The sequence below is a fragment of the Gardnerella nova genome, assembly GCF_049244055.1.
Classification (GTDB): domain Bacteria; phylum Actinomycetota; class Actinomycetes; order Actinomycetales; family Bifidobacteriaceae; genus Bifidobacterium; species Bifidobacterium vaginale_H.
The window spans coordinates 606,328-626,461 of the sequence record NZ_CP058369.1 but is presented as its reverse complement, the minus strand read 5'-3'; the positions used below and the strand labels follow the sequence as shown (position 1 = coordinate 626,461).

The following is a 20,134-nucleotide window of genomic DNA, read 5'->3' as shown; positions in this document are numbered from 1 at the left end:
AAAAGTAACGGTGTTTGACGATTACCACGTATCACTTTTCTAAATCAACTAACTTAAAGCCGCAGCGCGCTAAACTTTTTAGCGATAGCTTTCACTAAGTACGCAAAACAGCCTAAAGTACTCAAAACCGTCTAAAGCACTAAAAACAGCCTAAAGTACGCAAAACCGTCTAATCCTAATATCCAATCACATCTTTCTCAACTTCTCGTATAACATCTTCGGATATGTTTTCAACAGCAATGCGATAGACCTTATTCATACGCGGATTATAAATACCCAAGTATTTAATATTCTGAAACTCTGGATGAATAGAATGCAAACCCATACGCCAATACATAAGCAGTTGAAGAGTCTGATCCTTATCCAACTTTTCTTTAGAAACTTTGAAATCCCACAAAGTATCAGCTGTTATAAAATCACCATCGCCAGCACTTACCGTATCAGTGTAACCACCCTCTAGCGTAAAACCGTCAAGCACTTTCGGACCGTAACACTCAAGAAAATGAAGCGAGCGCTGAACCATAACTCTGATGTTCTGTATTGTGTGCTCATCGGGATTGATTTCGTCAAAAGGCCTGTAGGCAATAGGACTGTATCTATAGCATACGTCGAATCCAACAAGTTTGACGGCGTTAACTATATCTTCATCGCCAAGTCCTTTAATGCCGGACATAAGTCTCAATGCATTATCGCGTTCGTTTATAATCATTGCGCCCAGTAAGGAAATTTTAAACGCGTCTATTACACTCGATCCAGACATTAAACGAGTCATGTAGTCAACTACTGTACCAACTCGACTTGGGTGAATGTTTTCTTTATCGTATAAGTCTTCTATTCCTTCGCCTAACGATTCTTCAACAAAATCTTTTCGTGGCAAATATCCACCATAAGGTTGTTTAATACTCTTAATGCGTTGTGTAACTGAATATCCCATAACTAAACACTCTCCTCTTTAAAAGTGCGCACAGATTATGAAACTATTTTAATAGAATCAACGTACGTACAAATTCGTTGAGACAGAAAACTGATATGTAATACTTTTGTACTACCCCACTGCAATTTTTAACGTGTTAACAAAAGGCTGTTGCCAAAAGTAATGTAAACGTTGTAAAAGCGGTTATTAAGAAAGATTGAAAAGGATGACAAAGTTAAAAATTATATTTGATAATTAGCTTTTACGCACTATGAAGTACAGTGAGAATGTAATTGCGGTGTGCGTTTGCGGACACACACCTGTGGGAGCTGACATAGTTTCGGCTCCCTCTTTTATTTTGAGTTGTTGGATAGAAATAGCAAATATTTAGAAATAGTGATAGAGTGATTGATAACAGCAGCCCCTAAGCCTACTAACAGTACTCAAACCTGGGGGGTTCTTTTTGTTTTTCAGCTGATTCAGTGCTATAGGTTATAGGACGGGTTATAATCCAAAATTATTTTCTATCACGAGGAGGGCACGGGTCATTCCCATGACTATCAGAATTCTGAATTCTGCCATCCATACCATGAACAATAAATTCAGTACCCTGATTTCTGCTGATTATTCTGCCAGCTTTTAATGCTTCAACTTTTGTTGCAGTATGAATGCTTGCGCGTTGTGAATCATTCCGTTTTACATCCCATCCACCATTCGGGTTATGAACTACATGGTGTTCGCTTCGTTCCATATAAAAGCCTCCTTACAGACTGGCAAACACAGCTTTTGTATACAACTGAATATCTCTAGGAGAATTCATGCCATACTGCTCTTTGATTTTCATAAAATAATCCCCAATCATCTGTTTATCAATAATCTTATTTGAAGAAGCACCATCTGGAAGATCCCCCCTAGTATTAATCCACGGAGACTCATTGTGAGTGAAGTCTTCCAAAATCTTCCCACTATAACAACAAATATTTCGAATCACACTATCTAAAACAGCCTTCTCCTGAGCGGTAAATATAGAAGAATCAAATGATTCAACCTTTGAAATCGGATCAAAATGATAATCCGAATACTTCGCATAAATATCCCTGTAAACAGGCCCATGCGCCCAAGCTTCACAATCCTCAACAAAAATGTACTTTTTGAAAAATGCATAGAAGAATCCCTGTATATAATAAAGACTCTTCTGCAACGCTAATGGCGTGATATCCTCGCACTGATTTAGAAGATATGCAACAACTTCACTTATCTTCCCATCAAGCATGCCATTATTACCAATCAAAGCTGTAACAGCTTTATAACTTTTCTCGTAAGTCTGCTGAGAAATCAATCGACCCTTATTTTCCTCCAAAATACTCAGATAATAAGCAGGATCATCAAATAGTCGATTCAAAGTTTCAGAATATTGCCGAGTCGGTATATCGCCATCTGCATAACGAGTAAACGTGTGTTCTCCCCATCCCAAAAGTATTGACAGTGGACGCTTACCAATATCATAACGTTCAGGAATTGCTCTAATCTTTTCAAGAGAAACAATTCCATTCTCTCTTCGGTAAACATCATAAAGCGCTTTCAAATTAGATCCACTAATTTCTTCAACATCTACATATGCTCCACAATTAGCGCACTTTGCTTCCCGGCCAACATAGTGATACTGAACACCACGAATAGTTCCAGTCATCTCCTTTTCTTCAACAGTATATGAAACTTCATCTCTACATTCTTCACAAAATACAACTCTTACACTCATAATAATTCCTCCTTTAAAACTCTCTATCTAAACAGATAACTAATAGGCTTATTGCGCTTATGAAAAGAGATCACAATTGTTCTTCTTCCATTCTTACCTTTAATCACGTTAAACTTCGTATATATGTCTACCAACTCTTGTTTTCCCAACGCATTAGCCAATGTTATTCTAGGAACGAAAACATAAAGAACTTCGCGCTCGTATCCTATCTTCATGTTTTGCAGACTATGACAAAAATCATCGACTTCCCCCTAACTCCCTTCGTGTACTATTGTACTAAAAGTTGTTCAGAAATCAAGGGGTTTGTACTAATTGGTACATTGTAATATTAGAATTGTTCCAGTTGGATTGAGAGAACGGTAGTATAGCTACACTTTTTTGAGTGCACACTATGGATATTGGGTGCACCTTTTAACGATAGGAAAAGCTATCGTTAAAAGGTTTAAGATTGGCTTAATAGCTTGCTGAACAATCTTACGCAATAATCAACATGCCACTAGTCTTACACCCACTCTCCATACGCGAATCTAATCCTTATTTAATTAACTAAATCCCATATTTATTACCTAAAATCCTATATTTGTTAAAGTACCTTTACGCTGTTGAACCGCAACACCAACATTCCATATGATCACACCAACAATTGCCCATAACATGCCAACAATAAGAATCACAAGTAGCGATACGCCAACATTTACAGAACCATCAATTATACTACGAGATGCTTGAGTAACATGAGTTACTGGAATCACGTATAACACGTATTGCATCATCTTAGGAAATACGCTAATTGGAGCAATCACACCACAAACAATAGGAAGTATTGCACTAAGCGCGTTAGAAATAGTATAAACATCATTCATCATCATGCTTATAGCAGCTATAGCAATACCAAATCCCGTAGAAGCAACAGGAACAATAAGGAACAACAGCATCAACGCACTCATATTAATCACAAAGAAAGCACTCGGGCTTACTACAAGCATTGTTATAAACAAAGTCACAGCATCACTCACTAAAGAAATAGTCACGAGCGCAATAATACGACCGAACCATAATGGTAATGCAACTTTTGCGCTTGTAAGCACGAATGGTGTTGTGCCTTCAAAACGATCCCATGCTAGTGCTTCTGACACCGTCATACTTGTGGAAATAGAACACGCTCCCATAACAGCAGCAAGAGTTGATGCAATCAAACTATGGTTAAAACCCGCGCTAGTCGCATAACTAGCTGCTCCATTAAATCCTCCACTTACAGCTCCAGCTAGAAAAACGTATAAGAACGTGGATAAAAGAGGCTCAATAATCATACGAATAACAGCAGTATTCCAACTATTTAAGCTAGGTATACTCTGTATACTCACTCTTGTACCAGTTCGTATACTAGATAACACGCTCACGTGACCATACTGAGAATATTGATTATATTGATTACTATTTTGAATAATTTTATTTCGCATAGTTTCAACCTGATTATTATTTCGTATCATATTATGTTCAAACTTCCATTAAGCGTTGCAAGTCGAATAGCATGACGTAACATAAAACCTGCAATAACAAGCAGAACGCTGGATAATACAACACATAACACAATTGCTAACACAGTAGTAGCATTAAACGATTGCGCATGAGCCACCCACACTGCAGACGTAAGCGGATGAATAAACGCAATAACGCGAGCAGGCAATGGCATTGATTCTACAGGGATCACTATTCCACAAAGCATCCATACCGGAATTAAAATCAAACCTTCATAAACTGTAGCTTTACGGCATAATACAAAAATTCCAGATAATAATGCAGCAGAAGCTACGCAAGCAAGCATAGAAAGTAAGTATCCAACTAACTGCGTGAATGTTATCATAAAAAACCCATGGCAGAAAACAGCAACGGTAATAATCGCAAGCGGCATACCAATACACCCAAGTAAAGCTGCGGATCCTACAATAGGAAGAAACACTGCAGAAGGTGAGATAACACTTAAAGTTAAATATTGTAATGTTCCTAAATAACGCTGGTATCCAATAATTCCAACAGCAGTAGTTGTAGCAGACCATAATCCAGCTATAGAAGAATCAACCCAAATATTACTAAGACAATTAGCGCAATCATGAGAAAAACCATAGTATGCAACAATTTTCATCAACGCAAAACATACTGGAGCAAGTATCGCATTTTGCAAGAAAAACGTTGTTTTTGCTAAGCTCTTAAGCTGAAACCATAAGCCACGAATCACAGAAGCGTATGAATGAGCAGAAGTATTCATATTAAGCCTCCTACTTACTCAATGAAGGTGAAGAAGACGAAGAAGACGGCGTAGCAGCAGCAGAAGAAGAAGTAGAAGTATTTGACGCAGAAATATTATCATTTTGCACAATAGCAAGATACGTTTCTTCCAAACTTGCAGCGCGATCACCTAAACGCGTAATCCCATCAACAGGAATTTTAATATTTCGTTCTTGAGATAATGTTTTACTCCACGCGATAGTAATATTTAACACTCCATGCGATTCAAAAACATCACACCACAACACTCCATCAAGTTTTTGCAATTCTTCCTTAACACTAGGAGTTCCGCTTGATGCTTCACCGTCATACGCGTACATTGTTACATGATCAATATGCTGCAAAGAAGCCAACTGCTGAACACTTCCCTGAGCGATAATATTACCGTGATTTATTACAGCAACAGTATCAGCTAATTTCTCAGCCTCACTCATCTCATGCGTAGTTAGCAAAATCGCTATTCCTTGATCTCGTAAAGCATGAATAATTTCACGTACTTTCCTAGCATTTTCAGGATCCAAACCAGTGGTAGGCTCATCTAAAAGCATAAGATCCGTTCTAGCAACCAGCGATCGAGCAATATGCAATCGCTGCCACATTCCCCTTGAAAAAGTTTGAACAGCATCATGAGCTTTATCAAGTAAATCAACTTGCTCAAGAGCATCGTGAATACGCTTTCCTTGCTCCCTATATGGAACAGCAGAAAGATCCGCAAAATAACGAAGATTATCTAATGCACTTAACCTTTGATAAAATCCTCGCTCACCTCCAAGAAGCAACGACACGTGCTTGCGTGCTTCTCGAGGATTACTCACAGCATCAATATCGGCAATACGAACACTACCACTATCAGGAGCTAACAACGTGCCAACAATTTTCACGGTAGTTGTTTTACCTGCACCATTCGGGCCAAGCAAGCAAAATATTTCACCAGAATGAATATCAAAAGATACGTTATGTAAAACTTGGCGAGTTGTTTTCTTACGACCGAATCCACGAGAATAAGATCTTGTTATATTATCAATGCGCAATATTAAGTTGCTAGCTGACTGCTTATTCTGGTTGCCGAGACTATTAGTCGCGTTTTCTATATTATTATTCATTATTATTGCTTCGTTCTTACTTGTTATTAAAGCTTAATTCTTACTGTTATTGAATAAATTTCAACAATGAAAATCAGTTAGATAAAAAGATAACGCTTGCTTACAAGAACGATAAGAACGCGCAAAAACATGCAAAACTAGCGCGCATGTGCAAACATAATGACAAAACACCATGTGCAATGCGTGTTTAATACTGCTAAAGAATATGTATCTTAAGCTGTTTTATGTGCTTTTATATGCCTTTCAAACCGTTCTTAAGACTAGCGATCATTTGGGCAGTCATAGCGCAACACCTCATAAACTTAAATGTGCTTTACGTGAAAAATTATATGAGCATTCCGCAAAAAACTCAAATATAAGCAATCACAAAACATTTGTTTAACAGTTGCAAAATATTACTATTTCTTCTTTATGCTTGACAACGTATACCGTTCGTATCATAATCGTCTTAAAAGGAGCTAATACTATGGCAACAAGTCCTACTCAAATTCGTATTGATAGTAATGTAAAAACAGAAGCAAATGAACTGTTTAGCGAACTCGGCATCGATATGTCAAGTGCTGTGAATATCTTCTTACGCCAATGCGTTTTGCATGGAGGACTTCCTTTTAAAGTAGAAATCCCAAAGTTTAACGCTGAAACACTGGCTGCTATGGAAGAAGCCAAAAGAATTTCCAGAGACCCTAACGTACCATCGTATTCTTCTATGGAAGACCTTAAGAAAGCGTTGTTGCAAGACTGATGTACAACGTTAAGTTTACGAATGCTTATATTCTCACCCTCACTCTTATCGACACTGGCAGTCACGCAGACCTCTTCAACCTGTAATCGCAAAAAATGTACGATTAACAAATATCCACAACCAGAGCCAAAACAAAACCAGAACCAAAACTTTTCACCGCACTCATCGCTTATAAGTGAAATTTAATGACAAAATCGATAATTTATAAGTTATAACTGATAAAAACAAAATCGCACTCAAAAATCGCGATGAATCACCTTAATATTGTCGCACGCTAAACCTTTTAACATTTAGTCCTTACAACCACATTTCTAAACAAAGCCACAGAGTCCATGAACAAAGCAAGTAAAAAGATGGATAACATGGCAAAAGGGATTGCTAATGAGAACGCCAAAGAAATGAAGATTGAAGTTAAGGGCACTGCTCCTACAGATATCAACTTGACGGTTGCTGGTTCAAGCAGTAATGAAAGTTCTGACAATGGTGTTTGGGAGAAAGTTTTGACTGGTAAGGATGCTCAAAAGGATTGGATGATTATGGCTACTCCAAAGCTGGACGTTAATAATCCAACGCCAGATAATTACCAAGTTGAGTGCTCAATTACTGTTGACGGTAAGCAGGTTTCTCATAAGAGTGCAACTGGTTCAGCAGCTAATGTAATGTGCATGGCTTCTGACATAGCTACTAAGTAAAAAACTATGTAAGCAAACCCATAAAAACAAAAATCCCGACGAGATTTACGCGCCGGGATTTTTTCGTTATTTAGAATTATTTTGTTTCGCTGCCAGTTTTATCAGCAGCTTCGTTATCAGAGTTGTTTGCAGGGTTATCTGCGGAATCGTCGCTAGAAGTCTTGCTATCGCTAGAATCGTCGCTAGATTCATCCAACTCCGCAACATCAAACTGCTGGCTCTTAAAAGTAAACTCCCCTAGCAATCCTTCGCCTTCAGAGTCAACTACTATGCGCTCACCGTCCGTCAAATCACCAAGAAGAATCTTCTCAGAAATCGTATCCTCAATGTCACGCTGAATCACGCGACGCAGCGGACGGGCACCGAGCAGTGGATCAAAGCCCTTCTGAGCGAGCAAATTCTTTGCTGCATCGGTAAGTTCAAGTGTCATATGGTGATCGAACAAGCGAGCATTAAGCTGCTTCACATCCATATCGACAATTTCACGAACTTCCGGCTCCGTAAGCTGACGGAACACAATAGTATCGTCCAAGCGGTTCAGGAATTCTGGACGGAAGTGACGCTTCAATTCAGAATTAACCTGATCCTTCATACGCTGATAGTTAGAATCTGAATTATTACCGAGCGTAAAACCAGTATTAGCGGTCTTAGCGATGTCTCGCGTGCCAAGGTTTGTGGTAAGAATAATAATCGTATTCTTAAAGTCCACTTTACGGCCTTGTCCGTCGGTTAAGTGACCATCATCTAACACCTGAAGCAGCGTGTTGAAAATATCTGGGTGAGCTTTCTCAATCTCGTCAAAAAGCACCACGGAGAACGGCTTTCTGCGAACTTTTTCTGTAAGTTCGCCGCCTTCTTCGTAACCGACGTATCCTGGAGGTGCGCCGAAAAGTCTAGAAGCAGCATACTTTTCAGCAAATTCAGACATGTCAACGCGAATCAAAGCATCGTCATCGTCAAACAGGAAGTTTGCCAACGCCTTAGCGAGTTCCGTCTTACCAACGCCAGTAGGACCAGCGAAAATAAATGAACCAGAAGGACGCTTAGGATCCTTCAAACCAACGCGCGCGCGACGAATAGAACGAGCCAAAGCTGACACAGCCTCGTCCTGTCCGACGATACGCTTATGCAGTTCAGCTTCCATTTGAAGGAGCTTCTGAGATTCAGCTTGCGTAAGTTTCACTACCGGAATACCCGTAGTACTTGAAACGACGGAAGCGATCATGTCTTCGTCAACAACCATCTTGACGTTAGATTCGCCTTCTCGCCACGCCTTTTCTTTCTCCGCAGCCTCATTTTCAAGTTTTTCTTGATCGTCACGAAGATTTGCAGCTTCCTCAAAGTCCTGCCTCTTAATTGCCTCATCCTTCTTCTCAGAAAGTTTAGCAATCTTATGATTGAGTTCTTTAAGCTCAGGCGGCTGAGTCAAACGCTTAATTCGCAAGCGTGCGCCAGCTTCGTCGATAAGGTCGATAGCTTTATCTGGAAGGTGACGGTCTTGAATATAGCGGTCAGAAAGTTCCGCGGAGGATTGCAAAGCGCCGTCCGTAATTGTTACGTGATGATGATTCTCGTAACGCGAACGCAAGCCTTTAAGAATCTCAATCGTTTCAGCAATAGTAGGTTCTGGAACCTGAATTGGCTGGAAACGACGCTCTAATGCGGCATCCTTTTCGATATATTTACGATACTCATCAGTAGTAGTAGCACCAATAGTCTGTAGCTCGCCTCGTGCAAGCATTGGCTTAAGCATGTCGGAAGCGCCCAACGCTCCGTCAGCAGAGCCAGCTCCAACGATGGTGTGAATTTCATCGATGAACAGTACAATGTTTCCGCGCAATTTGATTTCCTTCAGCACCTTCTTCAAGCGCTCTTCGAAATCACCGCGATAACGCGAACCTGCAACCATTGAGCCGAGGTCTAGGGAATATACCTGCTTACCTTTTAAGGTTTCTGGCACATCGCCTGCAACAATCTTTTGTGCAAGACCTTCAACTACTGCGGTTTTACCAACGCCTGGCTCGCCAATTAACACAGGATTGTTTTTCGTGCGGCGAGAAAGCACAACCATCACTCGTTCTATTTCTTCGGAACGACCAATAACTGGATCGAGCTTGCCTTCTTGAGCCTCGAGCGTCAAATTTCGTCCAAATTGATCGAGTAACGCAGAACCGGACTTGTTACTCTTATCTTGTACGCTACCGGCGTTCGCTAATTCGCCTTTCTCACCATTGTTGCTGGAATCAGTGGTTCCACGAATTAAATCGACTACAGTGCTTCTCAAGTCCCCAAGATCGACTTCCATTTTTATGAGTACCTGGGTGCCAATGCCTTCGCCTTCACGAAGTAAGCCTAGAAGGATATGCTCAGTACCAATATAACTGTGTCCAAGCTGTAGTGCTTCACGCAAGCTCAATTCCAACACTTGTTTAGCGTGTGGTGTGAAAGGAATGTGGCCACTTGGGGCTACTGTTCCTTTCCCAATCATTTCTTCAACCTGCTTGCGCGTGCCTTCTAAATCTACACCTTTTGAGCTTAACGCTTTTGCTGCTATACCTTCGCCTTCGCGAATAAGCCCAAGCAAAATATGCTCAGTGCCAATATAGTTGTGCTGAAGCGAGCGAGCCTCTTCTTGAGCTAGCACAATTACGCGTCGTGCGCGGTCAGTGAACCGTTCAAACATAACTGCCTTCCGTTCTTTTCCTTCGTTCTATGGTAACGAGTCGCCATGACGCGAAGTTACCCCCTATGTACGTGACTATGTACGTGCTATGTATGCGAATAGACCAATACTTACTATCTACTTGTGTTGCCTGCGGGATTTCCTTTTGTATAAGTGCATTGCCGCAGAAGCTGTAGAACGAGCGCGATTTTTCGTTTGCGTGGTTTCGTCAACTTGTTGAGTATCGATAGTGTCATTAATATCGACAGTATCGATAGCTCTGTCAACTTCGGCATCTTGCGTTACAGTTTCCACACGATCTTGCTGCACAAGCTGTTCCGATTGTTCCGATTGTTCTTTAGACCCTTGAGCTTCGACTGTGTGAAGATTGCTGTCGCTACTGCAATCTGTTTGGGTTACAGACTGCTGCTCTGGTGTCTTAGTCGTCGTTGCTGTTTCTGCGTCAACTGTTTTATCAGTTGTTCCAGTGGTTTCAGCGGTTTCAGAAGTTTCCGCTAATACTTTTTTAGCACTTGACTTTTCGTCATGAGTTCTATTGGCTACTTTACGCTTTCTGCGGCGATTTTCTTTACTATCCTCAATAGCTTCCTCAATAAGTTCAACATCTGCACGTTCATCGCGAGGTGCTTGCTGAAGAATGTCAATATGATAATCGTCGTAGGCTGGTGCCGACTGTATCCATAGCTGAGACGGTTCAGGAGGTTCAATGTCTGAATGCTCGCCGCAGGCGTGATCGAGTGATACCACTCGCCCATCGTCCGGACTCCACATGTTTGCACACACTCCAAACATGGAACCTAAGCTTCCGGCTAGCGGAATCATAAAACCACAGGAAGAGCATGCTTTACCATCAGCTACTTTTGTTGATAGCGATTTTGGTCCGTGCTGCCCGGAATACCAGCGTTTAGCCGTTTGTGAAAGGGCTTCAGCTGTCATCACTCGTCTGCGAGACAATCGCAGAGTTGATACTGCTTCCTCAAGATCTTCGTCTTCATCGGATAGTACTTGAGAATCCTGCTGCTCAGTAAGATTTTGAGATTTTTCAGGCTGATTTTCATCGGTGGCTGGGTATTCCGCACTATTTTCTGAAACGTCACCTTCTGAAGTACTATCTTCTGAAACACTATTTTCTGAAGCCACGCCGTCTGAAACGGTGGCATTGCCTTCCGAAATAACAGTATTGTCGTTTCCTTCTTCAGTTTTTGCTTCACTGTCTTCGCTAGAGTTTGTTAGCTCGAGCTCAATGCGACGGGTTGGACGGAAACCATCTTCAAGGCGAGGATCGTCTTCTTCTGTCCCCATAGTATCCATAACTGAAAGATCGCTTGGCTTTAAACGATCCTTCCATGGAATCCATGGAGGTGGCAGCAGCGAATCATCTGTAGGAATTAACGTGGATTCGTTAACCGTCCAGCGCTGCAATTCTTCATCGTGATACAAGGTGACGGACCATTGCCACCCTTCGTAACCAACTAGCTTGCTTACAAAACGAAAATCGGTAACTCCATCACCAAGGTCTATCGAAGTTACAAAATCGCCAACAGCGTCTGTGCGTTCTGAAGTTTCCACAGCTACGCTAAGCGCAAGCTTTTGCGGATCCATCACTTCATCAGTCATCAATACTATTTCCTGAACACTATTCCTGAACGTCAAAATTATCGGCTACAGCACGCAACAATGTAGCAAGTTTTTTGCTTTCGGCGGCCGAAGGATAATGACGACGACGCAATCCATTGCCAGCTGAATCGAGGAGTTTGATAAGATCCTCAACGATGGCTGCCATATCTTCTGCTTTAGGACGAGTTGCTTTTACCAATGAGGGTGTAGCGGCAATTACATTAAGACCCATGGCTTGTGGGCCTTTGCGTCCTTCAATTACCGAAAATTCAACGCGGGTACCTTTGTGCAATGTTTTTATGGTAGCAGGCAGCGCTGCGGCAGGCAGGAAAACATCCTTCCCGTCGTCGCTAGCAATAAAGCCGTACCCCTTCCGCGTATCGTACCAACGCACACGCCCATTGGGCATAACACACCTCACTCACATAATATCCACACTCATATCTCACAGCGCGCTACGCGAAGCAGAAAAACCTGCGTTTGATGCGTGAAACGGCTATGGACAGTGTACCAAATATTGGTTATTACTTGTATCGCTTATATCATTGTAGCGCATACACGCGGGCAAACGAACCTTTCGCTATGAGTAACGAAGAAACAGGCGCGTTACACGCACGAATTAACAGCATTTAGTCATGCCGTTACGACTGTTTCGTTGTATCCTCAACTTCAGTTACAGGCAACACAACCGTAAGAGTTAGACCATGCTGCGTAATGTCGAGGTTTTCAGAACCATCCATGGTATCATCGTCGGAATTCGTAGCGTTTTCTGCGTTTGTGGCACAAATAGTCAAAGGATTAGAAATTGTTGCACAAATAAACCCGTGGTGCGCTTTAACTACTGATTGAGCGATAGCCATGCCTAAGCCGGTACCGCCCTTTTCTCTCGCTCGAGAAGGATCAGCAATATAAAAACGTTCAAAAATGCGCGAAAGTGATTCTTCCGGAACGCCTGGTCCATGATCAACTACGCGAATTACGGCGTAATTATTACCGGTATTAGTCGACTGACTTACTTCGGCAGCTTCCAAAAATTCTTTTAAGGATTGGCTTACAGAAGGCATACGCGACAAGTCATCAGGCGAAATAGAAGCTTTCATCACACCCATGGCAATTTCTACAGGAGAATCACTTGGCGTGTAACGATGAATATTTCCAACAATATTCGTCATTACTTGACGTAGTCTTGCGCCATCTCCCAAAAGAGTGACGTTAGGAAGTTTGCCGCTGTGGAATAATAGTTTGCGCTCAAAATTGCAGTTGGTACAATTCATAAGCTTCCACTCATCAGAAAGTGTCAGCGTACCTTGTTGAACTGATCTAACTGGATCTAATGCGTGTAAATCATTAGCTGCATCAGAAAGAATTGGAGACAAACTCACCTGCTGAGAAATATTAATGCCACGTCCTTCGTCGAAGCGTGCCAAAGAAAGTAAATCTTCAACAAGTTCGGTCATACGTTCACTAGAGGCTTTAATATGAGCGATAGAATCGTCAGCTCTCTCCTGTTCACCAGGCATGCTTCGCCACATTGTGTACAGCTCCGCGTAGCCGTGAATTGCTGCAAGTGGCGTTCGTAATTCATGGCTTGCGTCAGAAACAAATCGTTTCATTTTTTCAGTCATTGCTTCTTGCTCGTTAAAGCCACGCTCAATTCTGGCGAGCATGGAGTTAAGAGAAGCCGCTAAAGATCCAACCTCAGTGTTTTCTGGCGCTGCAGGAACTCGCCTGCTTAAATCGCCTGAAGCAATCTTCGAAGCTGTTTTTTCAATTCGTTTCAACGGTCCAAGAGTAGACTGGATTATGAGTGCTGCGAATACTGCTCCTAGCAAAATGACGGCAATACTTACCATAATGCAGTAGCGTGTAAGCGTATTAACTGTATCGAGCTGATCGCTAAGCGATAACGCAATATAGACAAAACCTTGAATATGCGTATCTGAATTGTACTCGTTTGGTGACCCCCACGTTAATACGAGTACTCGCCATGGTGCGCGAGCAGCTTTTATAGTAGATTCGTCAATACCACTGGTATTACCTTTTATGCGAGATGGAGCCGTATAAGGCTTGCGGGTAACGACGCCTTTGTTAGCGGAACCGTTAGCTGGGAGTTTCGGCATGGCTACCAAGTCTCCCCTGAGTTTAGGAATTAACGGCGTAGCTATAATTTTGTTATTTGTATCCCTAATTTGTAGGAAATAATCGTTAGGCCCCGCTGTCGATTGGTTACTATCTTTCGTACGCAGCATGCCAATATTGTCGTAAATAAGCTGCGCTTGGTCAGTGAGCTGGGCGTCAGTTTTTTCCAGCAAGTAATTACCAACCAACTGACGAATTGACAAAGAAATACAAAACGCTGCCACAGTTAACACTACCAACGTGCATGCTACCAAACGAGTGCTCAGCGGGATTGTGCTTATGCGTCTTTTTAGCCAGCATGTTTTGCGGGGTTTATCGTTCGCAGTGGCAACTGAACCCGGTAATACCATTATGCTTTTGCCAACAGCTTTTTGCGAATCCTTGTTTTTGTCTGCGCTACTTTCAGCTCCACTACCTTTAGGTTTGCTTTGCTTGTCGTCTTTTTGATTATTGCTTCGCATAATCAGGCTTGACCTGCCTTCGGTTCGCGAATCATATAACCAATGCCGCGCTTGGTTTCAATAAGTGGGACCACTTTTTGAAGATTGCCATGTTCGTCAGTGATTTCAATACCATCAACTTTTTTACGAAGGTACGAAATATAGGATTCTACGATAGCTGCGTCACCGCCCCAATCATATTGCCAAACGTGGTTCAAAATTTGGCTTTTTGATAATACGCGACCTTCGTTGTCCATTAAGTAGTGCAAGAGCTTGTATTCTGTTGGACTGAGTTCGATAGGTACGCCACTTCTCGTTACGTCGTGGGAATCCTCGTTAATCTCAAGGTCTGCTACACGAATAACAGGAGTTTGTTCATCCTGTTCTTGGGTTCGGCGAAGAATAGCACGGATTCTTGCTACTAGTTCTTCCAAGCTAAACGGTTTAGTGACGTAATCGTCTCCACCAACGGTCAGACCCATAATCTTATCTTGCGTATCATCCCTAGCTGTGAGGAATAACACAGGAACTGTGATGCCGTTTTGACGAATACGCCTTGTGACAGTGAAACCATCAATGTCTGGGAGCATAACATCCATGACGATAAGGTCAGGTTTTACTCGTTCTATAACTTCAACGGCTTCAGACCCCGATGCCGCTGTTTCCACCTCAAAACCTGCGAAATGTAAAGATGCCACTAAAAGCTCGCGAATTGATGGTTCGTCATCGACCACAACAATAGATGCTTCAACGTTCTTACTCATACTGATTAGCATCACTTATGAAGCTGAATGTTTCCTGAATAAATACTGAAAATAAAACGAGGTATTTTCTAAAAACAGGTAAATTCCCCGCATAAAACGACTTTAGCGATGTCTTGCGTGTCGCCTGCGAGCTTTTCTTTTGCCAGCTAAAATTTGGCGTTGAATATAACGCTTACGAAGTAACAGAACCGTCACCATAACGCACAGCACCAGCAGTATTACCAACATAACAAGAGTAGACAACAGGCTTGCTGACGTAGTGGTAGCGGTACGTTTTGAACGAATAATCTGTTGCATCATCATTATTGCGGATTGATCCCAGTGAGATCCGGATGTACTCACTAATGGTCGGTATGCTGCGTCGGATAGCGTATCAGCTGTTCTTTTACTTTTCAACCATTCGTCAGAATTAGGAGATACTGCAACTACTAGTCGCCCGTCGTGAGTAGCTACAGCCAGCAACACTGTATTTCGGGCAGGTAATGTGCTTGTAAGAAGATCACTCGCCCATTGTGAAGGATTATTCGTATTGCCAAAAGTCGATAAGTAGAGCAGCTTTACCGTAACTCCTGTACGCTTTTTTGTTTCAGCAATCATGTCGGAAACTTTAGTTACCGAATCACCTAGTAGATTTTCTGTATCGGTAATTGAATCGGTTGCAACAATACCGGAATTTTGCGAATTGTCGGCAGCGTAAGCCGTTCCTGACAGGAATGAATTTATTGGCAATTGCGAAGTAGCTGTTCGTTCTGCTGTTGTTACGTGTGCGGACAACGATACTGCGGAAACTATGCAATCTAAAGGAAGTAATGCAATAACGTTAAGTAAGCATGATACGACGGCAATAAGTATGATTCTTGTACGCATGGGTGCTGTGTGAGTATTGTGTGGGCAGCAGTTAAAAATGTGGATAAGTGACAAGCTTTTAACCACATGCGCGGAAAAATCTTTCGCATACTTTGTTGATGGCATATATTCATCATACCGTGACATTACACAAGCAGACACAACACACTATACCTTTTGAGTCTTGCCAGTGTAGTGCTGCAGTAAATACACAAACGCTTACACAAGCTAAATATTAGGGGGAAATATGGCACAATTTCGGGTTGATTCAGAACAAATTCAGCAAGCTGCTGCAGCAGTTGGCACTTCGGTTAACTCAATTAGACAAGCCGTTAACGGAATGTATGCCAATTTACAGCAGTTGCAAAGTGTGTGGACAGGTAGCGCAGCTACACAGTTTGCATCAACAGCACAGCAATGGCGTGCAGCACAGCAGCAGATGGAACAGTCTCTTGAAGCGATTCAGCAAGCTATGCAGCAAGCGTCTGGAGTGTATCTTGACGCAGAAACGCAAGCGACATCGCTATTCGGCATGGGCTGACGCATGCGAAATCACAATATGCATGTGTGAAACGAAATAAAACGAAATAAAAATGGCGACCGCCCCTAAAAGCGTGCCGCCATTTTTCTATTCACTACTTTACAAATAACAAATAGTATTTATAAAGCTAACCGCAAATCAGCTTTCGATTTAGTAGCCCATGTCAGCGCCGGCTTGTGGTGCTGCAGCTGGCTTCTCAGGCTTGTTTGCAACCACAGCTTCAGTGGTCAAGAACAAGCCAGCAATAGAAGCAGCGTTCTGAAGTGCAGAGCGAGTTACCTTCACTGGGTCAGTAACGCCAGCAGCCATCAAATCTTCATAAGTGTTGGTTGCAGCATTAAAGCCTTCGCCTTCTGGAAGTTCACGTACCTTGTTAAGTACAACGTCACCAGAAACACCAGAGTTCTGAGCAATCTGCTTGATTGGAGCTTCTACAGCGCGGAACACGATGGCAGCGCCAGTAGCTTCCTCACCCTTAAGATCGGTGATTGCAGCAGTCTTTTCAACCTTTGCAGCAGCCTGAACAAGGGCTACGCCGCCACCTGGAAGCAAGCCTTCCTCAATAGCAGCCTTAGCATTACGAACAGCATCTTCAATACGATGCTTACGTTCCTTAGCTTCAACTTCAGTAGCAGCGCCAACCTTAATAACAGCTACGCCGCCAGCGAGCTTAGCAAGACGCTCTTGAAGCTTTTCGCGATCGTAATCAGAATCAGTGTTCTCGATTTCAGCGCGAATCTGAGCCACTCGAGCATCAACATCTTCCTTAGAGCCAGCGCCGGAAACGATAGTCGTCTCATCCTTGGAGACAATCACCTTAGCTGCGTGACCGAATACAGAAGCATCAATAGAATCGAGCTTCAAGCCAAGATCGTCAGAAACAACCTGAGCACCGGTCAAAATTGCCATATCCTGCAACATGGCCTTACGACGATCGCCAAATCCTGGAGCTTTTACAGCAACCGTGTTGAAAGTGCCACGAATCTTGTTGAGTACCAAAGTTGGCAACGCTTCACCATCAACGTCTTCAGCAATGATGAGCAAAGGCTTGCCGGACTTCATAACAAGTTCAGCAATATGAACGATATCCTGCTGGCTAGAAACCTTACCGGAAGTGAGCAAAATGTAAGGATCTTCAAGCACAGCGGTTTGATCGTCAGCATTAGTGACGAAGTAAGGGGAAATATAACCCTTGTCAAAACGCATGCCTTCAGTGAAGTCCAAGTCAAGACCAAACTTGTTGTTGTCTTCAACGGTAACAACACCGTCCTGGCCGACCTTATCCAAGGCTTCAGCAATCTTTTCACCAACTTCAGGATCTGCTGCGGAAATAGTAGCGGTAGCAGCAATTTGCTCCTTAGTTTCTACATCCTTAGCAGAAGCAAGCAGTTGCTTGACAATTGCTTCAGCAGCCTTCTCAATTCCGCGACGAAGCGCGATTGGGTTGCTACCGGCAACAACGTTCTTCAAACCTTCGTGCACCAAAGACTGAGCAAGCACAGTAGCGGTAGTAGTACCGTCGCCAGCAACGTCATCAGTCTTCTTAGCAACTTCCTTCACCAGTTCGGCGCCAATACGCTCATATGGGTCTTCAAGATCAATTTCTTTAGCGATAGAAACACCATCGTTAGTAATGGTTGGAGCACCATAAGCCTTGTCAAGCACAACATTGCGACCCTTTGGGCCAAGTGTTACTTTGACTGTATCTGCAAGCTTATCGAGACCTGCGAGCATACCCTGACGGGCGTCCTCTTCATAGGCAATAATCTTTGCCATTATTCCTCCACATACGTTATTTATGGACTATTCACTGCAGTCTTGAGCTACGAGCCGTCAGCTGCTCGTTATCACTCACGAGACTTGAGTGCTAATTTGAAGATTAGCACTCTCTGCCCCCGAGTGCCAACTTTTTGGCGTTTATTAATAAAAAAGCCGGTTGGAAAACACCAACCGGCAACAATAATAAGTTATTTATAAAAGTAAGTTTGGAAAACAATCACTTGCACAGCACAACCACAACTGGCATAACGATGTCTTGAGAACTTTCAACAGCACTAATGCCCAAAGCTTTTGCAATATCTTGTGCAGCAGCTCGTTGAGACTCGTCTTTATACCAAACTACAGAATTCGTAGGAACCTTACCTGTTGGGTTAGCTGCAGTGACGTTCGTATATCCATTTTGCTTCAACTTGTTAGCACTTTGTGCAGCATGGCCTGTGATATTAGTTGCATTGATTACTCGAACTGCAACAGACTTATCGATAGGCGCTTGAGATGAAGATTGAGTTGCAGCAGTGTCTTTAGTGTTGCCAGTGTCTTTTTTATTAGCACTGTCAGCGTCTTTTTTACTTGCCTTAGTTGAACTATTGGCTTGCGAATTGTCACTGCTGTTAGTGTCGGCGTCAGCTGAATCATCGTCATCTTCATCATCTTTTGGCTTCTCAGCATCAGTCTTTTTAACTGTTTTTTGTTGCGAAATTTGCTGAGTATGATTCCAAGGCAATGGAAGATGCGAAATCTCACCAGATAACACTGCCCACACAATAAAACCGGCTACAGCAGCAGAAACCAACACCGCAACATAAGGAAGCAATATGGCATACCATGCGAGATTTCCGCGGTGCACGCCGACAGGGCCCTCCGGTGGCTCATCAAAAGCGTCAGGCGTATACGACACGTTCTGCTTATTTCGCGCCATAATTGCATTCCTCCAACAAAATCATCAAACAATATGTGTCCATACTACCGAATGCTGAGCACAAAGCACAATTGGAATTTCATAAAAGACACAACCATTATGATTTGTTTAGGCACATATATGCCATGACATACAGTAGCAATATGAATGCTAAGCATATTAAACCGTTAGAAGAACTTATGGACCCGGATTGGGCGAAGGCTTTAACGCCTGTAGAGCCTCAGATACGAGCGATGGGAGATTTTTTACGCGAACAAATCGCTCAGGGACATCATATTCTTCCCGCAAGTCGCAATATTTTGCGAGCGTTTAGTATTCCACTCAACAGCATAAAAGTTTTAATAGTTGGACAAGATCCGTATCCTACTCCGGGGCATCCGGTGGGCTTAAGTTTTTGCACTGCTCCCCAAGTTCGCCCATTGCCAAAAAGTCTTATCAATATTTATAAAGAATTAACTACGGATCTTAATATACCTACTCCGGAAAGCGGAGACTTAACGCCGTGGACTCGGCAAGGTGTTATGTTACTCAACCGTTGCCTCACTGTAGAAGCTGGGAAAGCAAACAGTCATCAAGGAAAGGGCTGGGAAATAGTAACGGACGCAGCTATTCGCGCACTTAACAATAGAAGCGATGCCAACGGTAAACCATTACCGTTAGTAGCTATTCTGTGGGGACGAAACGCACAAAGCTTAGCTCCGTTACTTACTAACGCAGTACTCATAACTTCCCCACACCCAAGTCCTCTTTCTGCAATGAGAGGATTCTTTGGTTCGCACCCCTTCTCAAGAGCAAATCAAGCACTTATAAACATGGGAGCTTCACCAATCGACTGGTCTCTTTCTTCCCAAGAGGTATAGGCTCGTACTATTAAGTTCTTACATTTCACCATAGCGTCACTGCAGTATTGC

Annotated in this window: 18 protein-coding genes; 4 read left to right on the top strand and 14 right to left on the bottom strand. The window is 42.6% G+C overall.

The window, feature by feature from the left end:
- Window positions 1-175 precede the first annotated feature (175 nt).
- The 6 genes from HXT56_RS02630 to HXT56_RS02605 all read right to left on the bottom strand — a co-directional run bounded on the left by HXT56_RS02630 (window position 176) and on the right by HXT56_RS02605 (window position 6,061).
- Complete coding sequence (locus HXT56_RS02630; RefSeq protein WP_421778377.1) at window positions 176-934, bottom strand: hypothetical protein; 759 nt, start codon at window positions 932-934, stop codon at window positions 176-178.
- Window positions 935-1,430: 496 nt separating this feature from the next.
- Window positions 1,431-1,664: a DUF2188 domain-containing protein gene (locus HXT56_RS02625; RefSeq protein ID WP_004134747.1), complete on the bottom strand. Its 234-nt coding sequence runs from the start codon at window positions 1,662-1,664 to the stop codon at window positions 1,431-1,433.
- A gap of 12 nt (window positions 1,665-1,676) precedes the next feature.
- A complete protein-coding gene (locus tag HXT56_RS02620) occupies window positions 1,677-2,672 on the bottom strand; it encodes a type II toxin-antitoxin system antitoxin SocA domain-containing protein (protein ID WP_421778376.1) in 996 nt (331 codons plus the stop codon).
- Between the two features lie 566 nt (window positions 2,673-3,238).
- The gene (locus HXT56_RS02615) at window positions 3,239-4,162 is read right to left on the bottom strand and encodes an ABC transporter permease (RefSeq protein WP_421778375.1); all 924 of its coding nucleotides are present in this window, start codon (window positions 4,160-4,162) and stop codon (window positions 3,239-3,241) included.
- Complete coding sequence (locus HXT56_RS02610; protein ID WP_421778374.1) at window positions 4,159-4,938, bottom strand: ABC transporter; 780 nt, start codon at window positions 4,936-4,938, stop codon at window positions 4,159-4,161. Before HXT56_RS02610 ends, HXT56_RS02615 begins: the two co-directional genes overlap by 4 nt.
- A gap of 10 nt (window positions 4,939-4,948) precedes the next feature.
- Window positions 4,949-6,061, bottom strand: coding sequence for an ABC transporter ATP-binding protein (locus tag HXT56_RS02605; protein WP_421778373.1), 1,113 nt, complete (start codon window positions 6,059-6,061; stop codon window positions 4,949-4,951).
- Between the two features lie 466 nt (window positions 6,062-6,527).
- Between HXT56_RS02605 and HXT56_RS02600 the strand changes: the two genes are divergently transcribed.
- Together HXT56_RS02600 and HXT56_RS02595 are read left to right on the top strand one after the other, a co-directional pair.
- Window positions 6,528-6,803, top strand: coding sequence for a type II toxin-antitoxin system RelB/DinJ family antitoxin (locus HXT56_RS02600; protein WP_421778372.1), 276 nt, complete (start codon window positions 6,528-6,530; stop codon window positions 6,801-6,803).
- A 353-nt stretch (window positions 6,804-7,156) separates the two neighbouring features.
- Window positions 7,157-7,495 (top strand): hypothetical protein, encoded by a 339-nt coding sequence (locus tag HXT56_RS02595; protein ID WP_421778371.1) that lies wholly within the window; start codon window positions 7,157-7,159, stop codon window positions 7,493-7,495.
- Between the two features lie 76 nt (window positions 7,496-7,571).
- On the opposite strand, the gene HXT56_RS02590 is transcribed toward HXT56_RS02595, so the two are convergent.
- From HXT56_RS02590 to HXT56_RS02565, 6 genes are all read right to left on the bottom strand, one after another.
- Entirely contained in the window at window positions 7,572-10,178 is a 2,607-nt protein-coding gene (locus HXT56_RS02590) for an ATP-dependent Clp protease ATP-binding subunit (protein ID WP_421778370.1), read from the bottom strand.
- 117 nt (window positions 10,179-10,295) lie between these two features.
- The gene (locus tag HXT56_RS02585; protein WP_421778369.1) at window positions 10,296-11,795 is read right to left on the bottom strand and encodes a DUF3027 domain-containing protein; all 1,500 of its coding nucleotides are present in this window, start codon (window positions 11,793-11,795) and stop codon (window positions 10,296-10,298) included.
- A gap of 19 nt (window positions 11,796-11,814) precedes the next feature.
- The gene (locus HXT56_RS02580) at window positions 11,815-12,204 is read right to left on the bottom strand and encodes a cold-shock protein (RefSeq protein WP_421778368.1); all 390 of its coding nucleotides are present in this window, start codon (window positions 12,202-12,204) and stop codon (window positions 11,815-11,817) included.
- 232 nt (window positions 12,205-12,436) lie between these two features.
- Window positions 12,437-14,284, bottom strand: coding sequence for a sensor histidine kinase (locus HXT56_RS02575; RefSeq protein ID WP_421778472.1), 1,848 nt, complete (start codon window positions 14,282-14,284; stop codon window positions 12,437-12,439).
- A 113-nt stretch (window positions 14,285-14,397) separates the two neighbouring features.
- Window positions 14,398-15,138, bottom strand: a complete 741-nt coding sequence (locus HXT56_RS02570; protein WP_165846018.1) for a response regulator transcription factor — start codon at window positions 15,136-15,138, stop codon at window positions 14,398-14,400.
- 102 nt (window positions 15,139-15,240) lie between these two features.
- Window positions 15,241-16,110 carry a TPM domain-containing protein gene (locus HXT56_RS02565; RefSeq protein ID WP_421778367.1) on the bottom strand — a complete coding sequence of 290 codons (870 nt, stop codon included), beginning with the start codon at window positions 16,108-16,110 and terminating at the stop codon, window positions 15,241-15,243.
- Window positions 16,111-16,231: 121 nt separating this feature from the next.
- Here HXT56_RS02565 and HXT56_RS02560 point away from each other — a divergent pair, with 121 nt between their 5' ends.
- Window positions 16,232-16,525, top strand: coding sequence for a WXG100 family type VII secretion target (locus tag HXT56_RS02560; protein WP_116711708.1), 294 nt, complete (start codon window positions 16,232-16,234; stop codon window positions 16,523-16,525).
- A gap of 150 nt (window positions 16,526-16,675) precedes the next feature.
- On the opposite strand, the gene groL is transcribed toward HXT56_RS02560, so the two are convergent.
- Entirely contained in the window at window positions 16,676-18,301 is a 1,626-nt protein-coding gene (groL, locus tag HXT56_RS02555) for a chaperonin GroEL (protein ID WP_421778366.1), read from the bottom strand.
- 220 nt (window positions 18,302-18,521) lie between these two features.
- On the bottom strand, window positions 18,522-19,223 hold the full coding sequence (locus tag HXT56_RS02550) for a LytR C-terminal domain-containing protein (protein WP_250309405.1): 702 nt from the start codon (window positions 19,221-19,223) through the stop codon (window positions 18,522-18,524).
- 143 nt (window positions 19,224-19,366) lie between these two features.
- Here HXT56_RS02550 and HXT56_RS02545 point away from each other — a divergent pair, with 143 nt between their 5' ends.
- Window positions 19,367-20,083, top strand: a complete 717-nt coding sequence (locus HXT56_RS02545) for a uracil-DNA glycosylase (protein ID WP_250309518.1) — start codon at window positions 19,367-19,369, stop codon at window positions 20,081-20,083.
- The last annotated feature ends 51 nt before the right edge of the window (window positions 20,084-20,134 follow it).

What these genes read in the sequence shown, in the direction of transcription:
- HXT56_RS02630 (WP_421778377.1), bottom strand. Translation starts at nt 934, where the DNA reads ATGGGATATTCAGTTACACAACGCATTAAGAGTATTAAACAACCTTAT.
- HXT56_RS02550 (WP_250309405.1), bottom strand. Translation starts at nt 19,223, where the DNA reads ATGGCGCGAAATAAGCAGAACGTGTCGTATACGCCTGACGCTTTTGAT.
- HXT56_RS02610 (WP_421778374.1), bottom strand. Translation starts at nt 4,938, where the DNA reads ATGAATACTTCTGCTCATTCATACGCTTCTGTGATTCGTGGCTTATGG.
- HXT56_RS02600 (WP_421778372.1), top strand. Translation starts at nt 6,528, where the DNA reads ATGGCAACAAGTCCTACTCAAATTCGTATTGATAGTAATGTAAAAACA.
- HXT56_RS02545 (WP_250309518.1), top strand. Translation starts at nt 19,367, where the DNA reads ATGAATGCTAAGCATATTAAACCGTTAGAAGAACTTATGGACCCGGAT.
- HXT56_RS02585 (WP_421778369.1), bottom strand. Translation starts at nt 11,795, where the DNA reads ATGACTGATGAAGTGATGGATCCGCAAAAGCTTGCGCTTAGCGTAGCT.
- HXT56_RS02605 (WP_421778373.1), bottom strand. Translation starts at nt 6,061, where the DNA reads ATGAATAATAATATAGAAAACGCGACTAATAGTCTCGGCAACCAGAAT.
- HXT56_RS02625 (WP_004134747.1), bottom strand. Translation starts at nt 1,664, where the DNA reads ATGGAACGAAGCGAACACCATGTAGTTCATAACCCGAATGGTGGATGG.
- groL (WP_421778366.1), bottom strand. Translation starts at nt 18,301, where the DNA reads ATGGCAAAGATTATTGCCTATGAAGAGGACGCCCGTCAGGGTATGCTC.
- HXT56_RS02590 (WP_421778370.1), bottom strand. Translation starts at nt 10,178, where the DNA reads ATGTTTGAACGGTTCACTGACCGCGCACGACGCGTAATTGTGCTAGCT.
- HXT56_RS02570 (WP_165846018.1), bottom strand. Translation starts at nt 15,138, where the DNA reads ATGAGTAAGAACGTTGAAGCATCTATTGTTGTGGTCGATGACGAACCA.
- HXT56_RS02615 (WP_421778375.1), bottom strand. Translation starts at nt 4,162, where the DNA reads ATGATACGAAATAATAATCAGGTTGAAACTATGCGAAATAAAATTATT.
- HXT56_RS02565 (WP_421778367.1), bottom strand. Translation starts at nt 16,110, where the DNA reads ATGCCATCAACAAAGTATGCGAAAGATTTTTCCGCGCATGTGGTTAAA.
- HXT56_RS02560 (WP_116711708.1), top strand. Translation starts at nt 16,232, where the DNA reads ATGGCACAATTTCGGGTTGATTCAGAACAAATTCAGCAAGCTGCTGCA.
- HXT56_RS02595 (WP_421778371.1), top strand. Translation starts at nt 7,157, where the DNA reads ATGGATAACATGGCAAAAGGGATTGCTAATGAGAACGCCAAAGAAATG.
- HXT56_RS02620 (WP_421778376.1), bottom strand. Translation starts at nt 2,672, where the DNA reads ATGAGTGTAAGAGTTGTATTTTGTGAAGAATGTAGAGATGAAGTTTCA.
- HXT56_RS02575 (WP_421778472.1), bottom strand. Translation starts at nt 14,284, where the DNA reads ATGGTATTACCGGGTTCAGTTGCCACTGCGAACGATAAACCCCGCAAA.
- HXT56_RS02580 (WP_421778368.1), bottom strand. Translation starts at nt 12,204, where the DNA reads ATGCCCAATGGGCGTGTGCGTTGGTACGATACGCGGAAGGGGTACGGC.